This window comes from Actinotignum timonense, from assembly GCF_030216305.1.
Taxonomy (GTDB): Bacteria; Actinomycetota; Actinomycetes; order Actinomycetales; family Actinomycetaceae; genus Actinotignum; species Actinotignum timonense_A.
Genome location: NZ_JASOKT010000004.1, coordinates 57,671 through 69,274, shown reverse-complemented (window position 1 = coordinate 69,274; position 11,604 = coordinate 57,671). Strand labels below are relative to the sequence as shown.

Genomic DNA, 11,604 nt, shown 5'->3' with positions numbered 1-11,604 from the left:
TCTTACTCCTTTCGTGAAAGCGAGGAGAGGAACTCCGCCGCGGAGATTCCCTCCGGGAGAAGAATCGACTGGATATTGGCGAATTCGCGTACCCCTTCGTAGCCCATCTCGCGCCCGAAACCGGAGCGCTTGACACCGCCGAAAGGCATGCCGGCGGGAACAGCGGGAACCGGGGAGTTAATGGCAACGGTGCCGGTATCTACCCGGGCGGCGACGCGCGCGGCATGCGCAACGTCGACCGAATGAACCGTTCCGCCCAGCCCGTAGCACGAGTCATTAGCCAGTCGGATTGCTTCTTCTTCCGAGGATACCCGGTACACACTCCAGACCGGCCCGAAAATCTCCTCGTAGAAGACGGGGTTATCCCGCTCCACGTTTTCGAGGAGGGTGGGTTGCACCCAGGTATCTCCTTCCGGAACGATATGGCCCAGGGGAGTGGCGCTCGCTCCACCTTCGATAGCCCGCCGGATTTGATCATTGACCGTGGCGGCCTGCTCGCGGGACGACATGGGCGGCACGGTGGTCTCTTCCGCTGCCGGGTCCCCGGGCCGCAGCTGCGCGGTGCTTTCCTTGAGGCCGGCGACGAAACGGTCATAGAGCGCATCGGGAACAATCATGCGTTTGGGGGAGGCGCATACCTGGCCGGCATTGAAGCAGCGTCCCATAATTGCCAGCTGGATGGTGGCCTCGATATCGGCGTCGTCCAAAATAATAAAGGGATCGGAACCACCCAGTTCCATGACGGATTTCTTCAGGTGCCGGGAAGCGAGCTGCGCGATTTTCGCTCCCGCTGCTTCCGAACCGGTGAGCGTAACAATACGTACCCGGTCGTCGCTGATGAGCCGCTCCACCTGCGCGTGGGTGGCGTACAGATTTTGCCATACCCCGCGCGGCAGCCCGGCATCGTAGAGCACCTGGACAATCGCTGCGGCGCATTGCGGCAGAATCGACGCGTGCTTGAGGATAACCGTATTGCCGCAGAGCATTGCGGGCGCGAAACCGCGAATGGCCTGGTAGTACGGGAAGTTCCACGGTTCAATTTCGACGACGACGCCCTCCGGGCGATAGTCAATATAGCCTTCAAAAGGTGCGGCGGTGGAGCTGACAGGGCGCGGAGCTAAAATATTTTCCGCTTCATCAGCGAGCCAGCGCAGCATTGTTGGAACGGTGCCGCCGGCTTCCCCGGTGGCTTCTCCAATGAGTTTGCCCATTTCCAGGGTGGCCAGCGCCCCGAGTTCGCTCGCGCGTTCTTCCGCGATATCCGCGGCGCGGCGCAAAATAGCGGCGCGCTCGGCGATGGAGGTGCGGCTCCACGTCTGGAATGTTCCGTGCGCCAGCTCGAGTGCCTTATCCACCTCGTCGTCGGTGGCATAGGGGAATTCGGCGAGCACCTCACCGGTATAGGGATTTGTTGATCGATAGGACATCGTTGTCTACCTCCTCGGTATGGTGGATGATCACCCGCTCGCGGCACCTGCGCCGCTTAGCGATGTAGATCACTTAAAGCCATGCTAGGTGGTGGCGGCATCCGGGGCAAGGGTGGGGCGACGGCGCCGCTGGCGGCCCGCGTGGCCGAGAGTCCGGGAGGCTGCGGCGTCGTCGTACCGTGACGTGAAGCGCTTCACCGCAACCGTTTCTTGCACGAAACGTGGTCTTTCGGTAAAATTTTTACCCGTGCCGGCCGGCCTTCGGGCTCGCTGGGAATGAGAAACGGCGCACGTTCGCCGTGAAAGTCTTGAAAGTACGCCGAAGTTTTTGGCATACTTAACAAGTTGCTCGGATTACGAGCGAAGGAACTTAATCGGTTACCCAACGCCGATTATCGTATAAAGGGTTCTCCGTAACCTCACATAGGGCATGGCTACTAGATTTACCTCCGGTACGACACGCCCGAGTGCGGGTACCGGGCACCGAAGCTAAAGAGAGGTAGACGCGCCATGGCGGGACAGAAGATCCGCATTCGGCTGAAGTCATATGACCATGAGGTCATTGATAGCGCGGCCAAGAAGCTCGTCGATGAAGTTGCGCGTACCGGCGCGACCGTGGTGGGACCCGTCCCGCTGCCGACGGAAAAAAACGTTTTTTGCGTTATCCGCTCGCCCCACAAGTACAAGGATTCCCGCGATCACTTTGAGATGCGCACACACAAGCGCCTTATTGACATCGTGGATCCCACCCTGAAGACGATTGACAGCCTGCGCCGTCTCGATCTTCCGGCTGACGTCAACGTGGAAATCAAGCTCTGAGGTAATACGCAATGAACTCCAAGCAAGCTGTTGCCAGCAAGCCCGTGAAGGCGTTGCTGGGCACGAAGCTGGGGATGACCCAGCTCTGGGATGAGGACGGGCGCCTCCTTCCCATTACCGTTGTGCGCGTGGGCACCAATGTGGTGACCCAGGTTCGCACCCCCGAGGTTGACGGCTATTCCGCCGTGCAGCTCGCCTCGGGCGATGAAAAGACGAAGAACGTCACCAAGCCGCTCCAGGGCCACTTCGCTAAGGCCGGTGTTACGCCGCGCAAGAAGCTGGCGGAAATCCGCACCCCCGATGCCAGTGAATACACGCTCGGGCAGGAACTGACCGCGGATATCTTTGAAGCCGGTCAGTCCGTTGACGTTATCGGTACCTCCCGCGGTAAGGGCTTCGCCGGTGTGATGAAGCGTCATGGCTTCGCCGGTGTGTCGGCCTCCCACGGTGCGCACCGCAACCACCGCAAGCCCGGTTCCATCGGCGCCTGCGCCACCCCTTCGCGCGTCTTCAAGGGTCTGCGCATGGCTGGTCGCATGGGTCAGGATCGCGTCACGGTGCAGAATCTGTCCATCCACTCCGTTGACCTCGAGAACGGCCTGTTGCTCGTGGTTGGCGCCATCCCCGGTGCAAAGGGTGGCTCGGTTGTGGTCCGCACGTCCGTGAAGGGAGCCTAACAATGGCAGACTTCAAGATTGACGTTCTCGATGAAACCGGCAAGGTGACCTCGCAGGCCACCCTCCCGGCTCAGCTCTTTGATCTCGACTTCAATATGGCGCTGGTCCACCAGGTCGTTAACGCGCAGCAAGCTGCCGCTCGCCTGGGTACCCACGCCACGAAGACCCGCGGTCAGGTGTCCGGCGGCGGCAAGAAGCCGTGGCGCCAGAAGGGAACCGGCCGGGCCCGCCAGGGTTCGATCCGCGCTCCGCAGTGGGTCGGTGGCGGCGTTGTCCACGGCCCGCAGCCGCGTGACTACTCGCAGCGCACCCCCAAGAAGATGATTGCGGCCGCGCTGCTGCAGTCCCTCTCGGATCGGGCTCGCCACGAGCGTATTCACGCCGTGACCGCTTTTGTTGCCGATGAGACCCCGTCCACCAAGGCGGCGCGTGCGCTCATCGAGAAGATGAACGAGGGGCGCAAGGCGCTCGTCGTGGTCCAGCGTGAAGATGATGCCTCGGTGCTTTCCGTGCGCAACCTCCCGCAGATCCACGTCCTCTACGTTGATCAGCTCAATAGCTACGACGTTCTTGCTGCTGACGACGTTATCTTCACCGAAGCCGCGCTGGGCGCGTTCGTGGAGAGGAACACCAAGAAGGATGAGAAGTAATGACTGAGAACGGTAACTTCTGGAATAAGAACCCGCACGATGTCATCCTCGCCCCGGTGATGTCGGAGAAGAGCGCGCTGCTCGAAGAACAGGGTAAGTACACCTTCTTCGTTGATCCGCGTTCGAATAAGACCGAAATCAAGCAGGCCGTCGAAGCGATTTTTGGCGTCAAGGTTGCCTCCGTCAATACGCAGAACCGCCAGGGCAAGACCCGGCGTACGCGCAACGGCATCGGGCGGCGCAAGAATACCAAGCGGGCCATCGTCACCTTGCGTGAAGGCTCCATCGACATCTACGGCGAAATCGTCTAATAGGCGATTCGAGGAACTGAGGAATAAGAACTCATGGGAATTCGTAAGTACAAGCCGACGACCCCGGGTCGTCGCGGTGCGAGCGTTGCCGACTTCGCCGAGATCACTCGTTCGACCCCGGAGAAGTCCCTCGTTCGTCCCCTGAAGAAGACCGGTGGGCGTAACAACCAGGGACGCATCACCACCCGTCACAAGGGCGGTGGGCACAAGCGCCAGTACCGTCTCATCGACTTCCGTCGCTGGGATAAGGACGGCGTGCCGGCCAAGGTTGCGCACATCGAATACGATCCGAACCGCACCGCGCGTATCGCGCTGCTCCACTTCGTTGATGGCGAGAAGCGTTACATCGTTGCTCCCCGCGGCGTGAAGCAGGGCGATCTCATCGAAACCGGCCCGAATGCGGATATCAAGCCCGGCAACAACCTGCCGCTGCGCAATATCCCGCTCGGTACCACGGTGCACAATGTGGAACTCAAGCCGCTGGGCGGGGCGAAGATCGCCCGCAGCGCCGGCGCTTCCGTGCAGTTGGTTGCCCGCGAAGGCAAGTACGCGCAGCTGCGCATGCCCTCCGGCGAAATCCGTAACGTGGACGTGCGTTGCCGCGCCACTGTCGGTGAAGTCGGTAATGCCGAGCAGGCGAATATCAACTGGGGTAAGGCCGGCCGTATGCGCTGGAAGGGCGTGCGCCCGACCGTCCGCGGTGTCGTGATGAACCCGGTGGACCACCCGCACGGTGGTGGTGAAGGTAAGACGTCCGGTGGGCGCCATCCCGTTAGCCCGTGGGGCAAGAAGGAAGGCCGTACCCGCCGTCCGAACAAGGCCAGCGACAAGCTCATCGTGCGCCGTCGCAAGACCGGCAAGAAGCGCTGAGGAAGGATTAGCTGATGCCCCGCAGTTTGAAGAAGGGTCCGTTCGTCGACGAGCACCTCTACAAGAAGGTCGACGAGCAGAACGAGAAGAACACCAAGAACGTAATCAAGACCTGGTCGCGTCGGTCGGTTATCACCCCCGATTTCCTGGGTCACACCTTTGCAGTGCACGATGGACGCAAGCATGTGCCGGTATTCATTACCGAATCCATGGTTGGCCACAAGCTCGGGGAGTTCGCCCCGACCCGCACCTTCCGCGGGCACGACAAGGACGACCGAAAGGGCCGCCGGCGCTAAGCCGGGGCCTCGAGCGAGAGAGTAAGGCAGAACTATGGAAGCAAAGGCGCAGGCGCGCTTCGTGCGCGTGTCGCCCATGAAGGCCCGTCGTGTCGTGGACACCATCCGCGGCCGGCGCGCCCTGGACGCTATTGACGTACTGCAGTTCGCACCGTTTGCGGCCGCCACTCCGGTTCGTAAGATCGTGGAGTCGGCCATCGCCAACGCGCGCTACGCCGCCGAGCAGGCGGGGGAGCGCTTCGATGAGTCCGAGCTGTTCATTGGCGAGATTTACGCCGATGAAGGCCCGACGATGAAGCGTATCCAGCCGCGTGCCCAGGGCCGGGCGAACCGCATCAACAAGCGGACGAGTCACATCACCGTTATCGTTACCGACGAGAAGCCGAAGGCCAAGAAGCAGAGGAGGGCCCGCTAGTGGGACAGAAAGTCAACCCTATTGGGTTCCGTCTCGGCATCACGACTGACCACCGCTCCAAGTGGTTCGCTGATTCCACCAAGAAGGGGCAGCGCTACTCGGACTACGTCCTCGAAGATGTCAAAATCCGTGACATGATCGAAAAGACGCTTGAGCGCGCCGGGATTTCCAGCGTGCACATCGAGCGCCGCGCCGAGCGCGTGGTTGTGGATATCCACACCGCTCGCCCCGGCATCGTCATTGGCCGGCGCGGTGCGGAAGCTGATCGCCTCCGCGCCGATCTGGAGAAGCTGACCGGCAAGGCCGTGCAGCTCAATATTCTCGAAGTGAAGAACCCGGAAGCTGACGCCCAGCTCGTGGCGCAGGGTATCGCGGAACAGCTCGCCTCGCGCGTGTCCTTCCGCCGCGCCATGCGCAAGGGCATCCAGTCCGCCGAGCGCGCCGGTGCCAAGGGCATCCGCGTGCAGTGCTCGGGCCGTCTGGGTGGCGCCGAAATGTCGCGTAGCGAGTTCTACCGCGAAGGGCGTGTGCCGCTGCACACCCTGCGCGCGAATATCAACTACGGTTTCTACGAAGCGCGTACCACCTTCGGCCGCATCGGCGTGAAGGTGTGGATCTACCGCGGTGATCTGACCGACGCTGAGTACTACCGCAGCCTCGCGGAAGCTCCGCGCGGTGGGCGCGGGGGCCGTTCGGATCGTCGCGGTCGCCGCGGCGCCGGGCGCGGTCGCGGTGGCCAGCGTGGGGAAGCCCGCAGCGAACAGGCTCAGAGCCCGGCAGCCGGAGCCGAAGCTCCGGTGGCCGCGCCGGAATCAACCGGAACGGAGGCATAACTCATGCTGATTCCTCGTCGTACTAAATGGCGCAAGCAGCACCGTCCGCACCGTAAGGGTATGGCCAAGGGCGGAACTCAGCTGGCTTTCGGTGAATACGGTATCCAGGCGCTCGAGCCGGCCTACATCACCAATCGTCAAATTGAAGCAGCCCGTATCGCCATGACGCGTCACGTCAAGCGTGGCGGCAAGATCTGGATCAACATCTTCCCGGATCGCCCGCTCACCAAGAAGCCGCTCGGCGTGCGTATGGGTTCGGGTAAGGGCCCGGTGGAAACCTGGGTTGCCAATATCAAGCCCGGCCGTGTCATGTTCGAAATGGCCGGTGTGGATGAGGCTCTCGCCCGTGAGGCCATGAGCCGCGCCCAGCACAAGCTGCCCATCAAGACCCGCTTTATCACCCGTGAGGAGGTTGAGTAATGGCTAAGGGACTGACCACCGCGGAACTCGACGCGATGACCGACGCGGAGCTTCTCGAGAAGCTTGCCGAGTCGAAGAAGGAACTGTTCAACCTCCGCTTCTCGGCGGTGACTCACCGCCTGGAGGACAGTGGCCGCCTGCGGGAAGTTCGTCGCGAGATTGCTCGCATTTACACCATTAAGAGCGAGCGGGAGAAGAACATTCGAACCGCTCCGGCCGCTCAGTAAGTGAGGATGAGATGAGCGAGAACGCAAGCACCGAAACACGTAATCATCGCAAGTCGCTGCGCGGCTACGTGGTCTCCGACAAAATGGACAAGACCGTTGTTGTTGAAGTTGAAGATCGCGTAAAGCACCCGCTATACGGTAAAGTTATCACCCGCACCAAGCGAGTGAAGGCGCACGACGAAAATAACGAAGTTCGCGTAGGCGATTTGGTCTCCATTATGGAAACCCGCCCGCTCTCCGCGACCAAGCACTTCCGGGTCGTTACGATCATCGAGAAGGCGAAGTAGTTAGGGCTTTCCTAGCTTGAGCGAATGTGACCGGCCTGAACGCAGGCGGCCCTCGCATGTGGGCCAAAGGCGTTTGGGCCGGCGCAGTTCGCGCGAACCCATTCGTTCGGCAAGGCTCGAATCCGAGAACCGGCACGACAATAGGAGATAGAAACACATGATCCAGCAGGAGACGCGGCTTAGCGTCGCCGATAACACCGGTGCCAAGGAACTTTTGTGCATCCGCGTGCTCGGCGGCTCCGGCCGGCGCTACGCCGGAATTGGTGACACCATCGTCGCCACCGTCAAGGATGCTATTCCGGGCGGAAACGTAAAGAAGGGCGACGTCGTCAAGGCGGTCGTCGTCCGTGCAGTTAAGGAAACGCGCCGCAAGGACGGGTCCTACATCAAGTTCGACGAAAACGCAGCCGTGCTGTTGAAGAACGACGGCGAACCCCGCGGCACCCGTATCTTCGGGCCCGTTGGGCGTGAGCTTCGCGACGCGAAGTTCATGCGCATCATTTCGCTGGCTCCGGAGGTGATCTAATGGCGAAGATTAAGAAGGATGATCTCGTCCAGGTTATCGCCGGGCGCGATAAGGGTATGCAGGGGCGCGTGCTTTCCGTTGATACCAAGCGTGATCGCGTCATCGTGGAAGGCGTCCAGCGCGTGAAGAAGCACGTGCGTGTGGGGCAGACCTCGCGGGGCGGCACCACCGGCGGTATTGAAACCGTTGAAGCACCGATTCACATTTCGAACGTTGCCCTCGTTCACGATGGCAAGCCGATTCGCGTGGGCTACCGCGAGGTAGAGGTGGAGCGCGACGGTAAGAAGAAGATTGTCCGTGAGCGCATCGGACGCCGCGGCGGGAAGGAAATCGAACTGTGAGCGATACCCCCCGTCTCAAGGTGAAGTACCGGGAACACATCATCCCGGAACTCCAGGAAGAATTTAAGTACGTCAACGTCAACCAGGTTCCCAAGATCGTCAAGGTCGTGGTGAATATGGGCGTGGGTGATGCTGCGCGCGACTCCAAGGTGCTCGACGGCGCCGTCGCCGATATGACGGCGATTACCGGCCAGAAGCCGATGATCACCAAGGCCAAGAAGTCCATCGCGCAGTTTAAGCTGCGTGAAGGCCAGGCCATCGGGTGCTTCGTCACCATCCGCGGTGACCGCATGTGGGAATTCCTCGACCGGCTTATTTCCACCGCGCTGCCGCGTATCCGCGACTTCCGCGGCCTTTCGCCCAAGCAGTTTGACGGCAACGGGAACTACACCTTCGGTCTGACCGAACAGACCGTGTTCCACGAGATCGACCAGGACAAGATTGATCGCGTGCGCGGTATGGACATCACCGTGGTGACCTCTGCCGGGAGCGACGACGAAGGGCGCGCTCTTCTCAAGCATCTCGGATTCCCCTTCAAGGAGGCCTAAATATGGCAAAGACCGCTCTGAAGCAAAAGGCCGCCGGTAAGCAGAAGTTCGCCGTTCGTGCGTACACCCGTTGCAACCGGTGCGGCCGTCCGCATTCCGTTTACCGCAAGTTCGGCCTGTGCCGTATTTGCCTGCGTGAGTTGGCCCTGCGCGGCGAACTCCCCGGTGTTAAGAAGTCCAGCTGGTAAAGACTACGTCGCAGGTCCATCGGAAACCGCGACGAGGAAGGGCCACAGCCCAAAATGACAATGACTGACCCAATCGCAGACATGCTGACGCGTCTGCGTAACGCCAATTCGGCGTTCCATGAGTCGGTGTCTATGCCGTACTCCAAGATTAAGTCCCATATCGCGGACATCTTGAAGCGCGAAGGCTACATCGACTCCTACGAGGTGGAGAGCGCCCAGGTGGGCAAGACTCTCACCCTCACGTTGAAGTACGGATCGAACCGTGAGCGCGCCCTCGCTGGCGTCCGGCGTATTTCCAAGCCGGGCCTGCGCGTTTACGCGAAGTCCACGAACCTGCCGCGCGTTCTTGACGGCCTGGGTGTGGCTATTTTGTCCACCTCCTCCGGCCTCATGACGGACCGCGAGGCCAAGGATAAGGGCGTTGGCGGGGAAGTCCTCGCTTACGTCTGGTAATGGGAAGTAGGTGCAATAATGTCTCGAATTGGTAGGCTTCCCATCGCTATCCCCGGCGGCGTTGAAGTGTCGGTTTCCGGCCAGGACGTCACCGTCAAGGGCCCCAAGGGTCAGCTCGCGCTCTCCGTGGCCGAGCCGATCGCGGTGAATGTTGATGACAATACGGTTCTGGTGACCCGGCCCAATGACGAGCGCGAATCGCGTTCGCTGCACGGCCTGACCCGCACCCTCGTCGCGAATATGATCGAGGGCGTCACCAACGGGTACGCCAAGGCGATGGAAATCGTCGGAACCGGTTACCGCGTCGTCGCTAAGGGTTCTGATCTGGAATTCTCGCTGGGCTACTCCCACACGATTCTTTTCGAAGCTCCCGAAGGCATCACTTTCACGGTGACGACCCCGACCAAGTTCACAGTCTCGGGTATCGATAAGCAGCTCGTGGGTGAAACCGCAGCGAAGATTCGCAAGCTTCGTAAGCCCGAACCCTACAAGGGCAAGGGTGTCAAGTACGCGGACGAAGTTATTCGTCGCAAGGCTGGAAAGGCTGGTAAGTGATGGCTGTTACCATCAAGGGCAAGGGCAAGTACATCGCTCGTGCGCGCCGCCACTTCCGGTTGCGCAAGCGTATTTCCGGTACCGCCGCGCGGCCGCGTCTCGTGGTCTCGCGTTCCAACCGCCATATTTACGCCCAGGTTATCGACGACGTCGTGGGCCGCACTCTCGCGGCTGCCTCGTCCTACGAGGCTGACCTGCGCGAAGCGGAGGGTACCAAGACAGAAATCGCGCGGAAGGTCGGCGAACGCGTCGGTCAGCGCGCCAAGGATGCTGGTATCAGCGCCGTGGTCTTCGACCGCGGTGGCAACCAGTACCACGGTCGCGTTGCAGCTGTCGCCGAAGGTGCGCGCGAAGCAGGACTCGATTTCTAACGGCTGAGGAAAGGCAGAGGAAAATGGCTGCAGAGCAGCAGGATCCGGCCCAGAACGGCCGGGAAAATCGCAACGAAGGTCGTCGCGGCCGCCGCGATAACCGTCGTGAGAACCGCCGTGACAACCGTCGCGGTGAAGAAAAGAACGCTTATATCGAGCGCGTGGTGACCATTAACCGCGTCGCGAAGACGGTCAAGGGTGGCCGCCGGATGTCCTTCACCGCCCTCGTGGTGGTGGGTGACGGTAACGGCCTCGTGGGTGTCGGCTACGGCAAGGCCCGCGAAGTTCCCGCCGCTATCGCCAAGGGTACCGAGGAAGCGAAGAAGAACTTCTTCCGCATCCCGCGTATCGCGCGGACCATCCCGCACGTGGTGCAGGGCGAAGACGCCGCCGGCGTTGTGCTGCTGCGCCCGGCCGCTCCCGGTACCGGCGTGATCGCCGGCGGTCCGGTGCGCGCCATTATGGAGTGCGCGGGTATTCACGATGTGCTCTCCAAGTCGCTCGGTTCCTCGAACGCGATCAATATCGTGCACGCCACCGTGGCTGCCCTCAAGCAGCTTGAGCAGCCCGAAGCGGTTGCCGCCCGGCGTGGGCTCCCCATCGAGCGCGTTGTTCCCGAAGCTATGCTGCGGGCCCGCGCCGAAGCGGAAGCCAAGGAACGCGAGATCGAAGAGGCTGAAGCCGCTAAGGCGGAAAATGAGGCCGCGGCCGCGGGAGTTGGTGCGTAATGGCAAATCTTAAGATCACCCAGGTGAAGGGTGTTGTTGGTGCGATCCAGCGCCAGAAGGACACCCTGCGCACGCTCGGTCTGCGCAAGATCGGTCAGTCCGTTGTGCGCGAGGATACCCCCGAGGTGAAGGGCATGGTTCGCGCCGTGGCTCACCTCGTTACCGTGGAGGAGGTTGACTAATGGCGGAAGCAGAAAAGGATTCCATCATTAAGCTGCACGACCTGCGTCCGGCTCCGGGTTCGAACAAGGCGAAGATTCGCGTTGGTCGCGGTGAAGGATCCAAGGGTAAGACGTCCGGTCGCGGTACCAAGGGTACCCGGGCACGTAATACCGTGCGTCCCGGTTTCGAAGGTGGCCAGATGCCGCTGCATATGCGCCTTCCGAAGCTGCGCGGTTTCAAGAACCCGTTCCGGGTCGAATACCAGGTCATTAACGTTTCGGCGCTCGGCGAGCTCTTCCCCGAAGGTGGGAAGGTGACCTCGGCGGATCTCGTGGCCAAGGGCGCGGTTCGCAAGAACTCCCCGGTCAAGGTTCTCGGAACCGGTGAGATTTCCGTCAAGCTCGACGTCGAAGTGGAAGCGTGGTCGAATTCGGCTAAGGAAAAGATCGAAGCTGCCGGGGGTTCCATCTCCGCGCCGCAGGTCGAATCCAAGTAATACG

Annotated in this window: 23 protein-coding genes; 21 read left to right on the top strand and 2 right to left on the bottom strand. The window is 61.3% G+C overall.

Annotation, left to right across the window (positions count from 1 at the left end):
- Window positions 1–2: 2 nt before the first annotated feature.
- On the bottom strand, window positions 3–1,427 hold the full coding sequence (locus QP305_RS03855) for an aldehyde dehydrogenase family protein (protein WP_284904078.1): 1,425 nt from the start codon (window positions 1,425–1,427) through the stop codon (window positions 3–5).
- 84 nt (window positions 1,428–1,511) lie between these two features.
- A complete protein-coding gene (locus QP305_RS03850; RefSeq protein WP_257960040.1) occupies window positions 1,512–1,643 on the bottom strand; it encodes a hypothetical protein in 132 nt (43 codons plus the stop codon).
- Between the two features lie 294 nt (window positions 1,644–1,937).
- Between QP305_RS03850 and rpsJ the strand changes: the two genes are divergently transcribed.
- The 21 genes from rpsJ (at window position 1,938) to rplO (ending at window position 11,600) form a co-directional block, all read left to right on the top strand.
- Window positions 1,938–2,246, top strand: coding sequence for a 30S ribosomal protein S10 (rpsJ, locus tag QP305_RS03845; protein WP_016443104.1), 309 nt, complete (start codon window positions 1,938–1,940; stop codon window positions 2,244–2,246).
- Between the two features lie 11 nt (window positions 2,247–2,257).
- Window positions 2,258–2,923, top strand: coding sequence for a 50S ribosomal protein L3 (rplC, locus tag QP305_RS03840; protein ID WP_016443103.1), 666 nt, complete (start codon window positions 2,258–2,260; stop codon window positions 2,921–2,923).
- Window positions 2,924–2,925: 2 nt separating this feature from the next.
- The gene (rplD, locus tag QP305_RS03835; RefSeq protein WP_284904076.1) at window positions 2,926–3,573 is read left to right on the top strand and encodes a 50S ribosomal protein L4; all 648 of its coding nucleotides are present in this window, start codon (window positions 2,926–2,928) and stop codon (window positions 3,571–3,573) included.
- Entirely contained in the window at window positions 3,573–3,884 is a 312-nt protein-coding gene (gene rplW / locus QP305_RS03830; RefSeq protein WP_016443101.1) for a 50S ribosomal protein L23, read from the top strand. Before rplD ends, rplW begins: the two co-directional genes overlap by 1 nt.
- Before the next feature lie 33 nt (window positions 3,885–3,917).
- Window positions 3,918–4,754, top strand: coding sequence for a 50S ribosomal protein L2 (rplB, locus tag QP305_RS03825; RefSeq protein WP_026428283.1), 837 nt, complete (start codon window positions 3,918–3,920; stop codon window positions 4,752–4,754).
- A 14-nt stretch (window positions 4,755–4,768) separates the two neighbouring features.
- A complete protein-coding gene (gene rpsS / locus QP305_RS03820; protein WP_026428282.1) occupies window positions 4,769–5,050 on the top strand; it encodes a 30S ribosomal protein S19 in 282 nt (93 codons plus the stop codon).
- Between the two features lie 34 nt (window positions 5,051–5,084).
- The gene (gene rplV, locus QP305_RS03815; RefSeq protein ID WP_026428281.1) at window positions 5,085–5,465 is read left to right on the top strand and encodes a 50S ribosomal protein L22; all 381 of its coding nucleotides are present in this window, start codon (window positions 5,085–5,087) and stop codon (window positions 5,463–5,465) included.
- Window positions 5,465–6,298 carry a 30S ribosomal protein S3 gene (gene rpsC, locus QP305_RS03810; RefSeq protein WP_026428280.1) on the top strand — a complete coding sequence of 278 codons (834 nt, stop codon included), beginning with the start codon at window positions 5,465–5,467 and terminating at the stop codon, window positions 6,296–6,298. Before rplV ends, rpsC begins: the two co-directional genes overlap by 1 nt.
- Window positions 6,299–6,301: 3 nt before the next feature.
- A complete protein-coding gene (gene rplP, locus QP305_RS03805; protein WP_016443096.1) occupies window positions 6,302–6,718 on the top strand; it encodes a 50S ribosomal protein L16 in 417 nt (138 codons plus the stop codon).
- Window positions 6,718–6,945 carry a 50S ribosomal protein L29 gene (gene rpmC, locus QP305_RS03800; RefSeq protein ID WP_016443095.1) on the top strand — a complete coding sequence of 76 codons (228 nt, stop codon included), beginning with the start codon at window positions 6,718–6,720 and terminating at the stop codon, window positions 6,943–6,945. Before rplP ends, rpmC begins: the two co-directional genes overlap by 1 nt.
- Window positions 6,946–6,956: 11 nt before the next feature.
- Window positions 6,957–7,232: a 30S ribosomal protein S17 gene (gene rpsQ / locus QP305_RS03795; RefSeq protein WP_026428279.1), complete on the top strand. Its 276-nt coding sequence runs from the start codon at window positions 6,957–6,959 to the stop codon at window positions 7,230–7,232.
- 157 nt (window positions 7,233–7,389) lie between these two features.
- Entirely contained in the window at window positions 7,390–7,758 is a 369-nt protein-coding gene (gene rplN, locus QP305_RS03790; RefSeq protein WP_016443093.1) for a 50S ribosomal protein L14, read from the top strand.
- Window positions 7,758–8,099 (top strand): 50S ribosomal protein L24, encoded by a 342-nt coding sequence (rplX, locus tag QP305_RS03785; RefSeq protein ID WP_016443092.1) that lies wholly within the window; start codon window positions 7,758–7,760, stop codon window positions 8,097–8,099. Before rplN ends, rplX begins: the two co-directional genes overlap by 1 nt.
- Window positions 8,096–8,647 (top strand): 50S ribosomal protein L5, encoded by a 552-nt coding sequence (gene rplE / locus QP305_RS03780; protein ID WP_016443091.1) that lies wholly within the window; start codon window positions 8,096–8,098, stop codon window positions 8,645–8,647. The genes rplX and rplE overlap by 4 nt, the downstream gene beginning before the upstream one ends.
- A gap of 2 nt (window positions 8,648–8,649) precedes the next feature.
- Complete coding sequence (locus QP305_RS03775) at window positions 8,650–8,835, top strand: type Z 30S ribosomal protein S14 (protein WP_016443090.1); 186 nt, start codon at window positions 8,650–8,652, stop codon at window positions 8,833–8,835.
- Between the two features lie 54 nt (window positions 8,836–8,889).
- On the top strand, window positions 8,890–9,288 hold the full coding sequence (gene rpsH / locus QP305_RS03770; RefSeq protein WP_026428278.1) for a 30S ribosomal protein S8: 399 nt from the start codon (window positions 8,890–8,892) through the stop codon (window positions 9,286–9,288).
- Window positions 9,289–9,306: 18 nt separating this feature from the next.
- Window positions 9,307–9,843, top strand: a complete 537-nt coding sequence (rplF, locus tag QP305_RS03765; protein WP_284904074.1) for a 50S ribosomal protein L6 — start codon at window positions 9,307–9,309, stop codon at window positions 9,841–9,843.
- On the top strand, window positions 9,843–10,214 hold the full coding sequence (rplR, locus tag QP305_RS03760; RefSeq protein ID WP_016443087.1) for a 50S ribosomal protein L18: 372 nt from the start codon (window positions 9,843–9,845) through the stop codon (window positions 10,212–10,214). The genes rplF and rplR overlap by 1 nt, the downstream gene beginning before the upstream one ends.
- Window positions 10,215–10,237: 23 nt before the next feature.
- Entirely contained in the window at window positions 10,238–10,942 is a 705-nt protein-coding gene (gene rpsE / locus QP305_RS03755; RefSeq protein WP_026428276.1) for a 30S ribosomal protein S5, read from the top strand.
- Window positions 10,942–11,124, top strand: a complete 183-nt coding sequence (rpmD, locus tag QP305_RS03750; RefSeq protein WP_026428275.1) for a 50S ribosomal protein L30 — start codon at window positions 10,942–10,944, stop codon at window positions 11,122–11,124. Before rpsE ends, rpmD begins: the two co-directional genes overlap by 1 nt.
- Window positions 11,124–11,600 carry a 50S ribosomal protein L15 gene (rplO, locus tag QP305_RS03745; protein ID WP_087070541.1) on the top strand — a complete coding sequence of 159 codons (477 nt, stop codon included), beginning with the start codon at window positions 11,124–11,126 and terminating at the stop codon, window positions 11,598–11,600. The genes rpmD and rplO overlap by 1 nt, the downstream gene beginning before the upstream one ends.
- The last annotated feature ends 4 nt before the right edge of the window (window positions 11,601–11,604 follow it).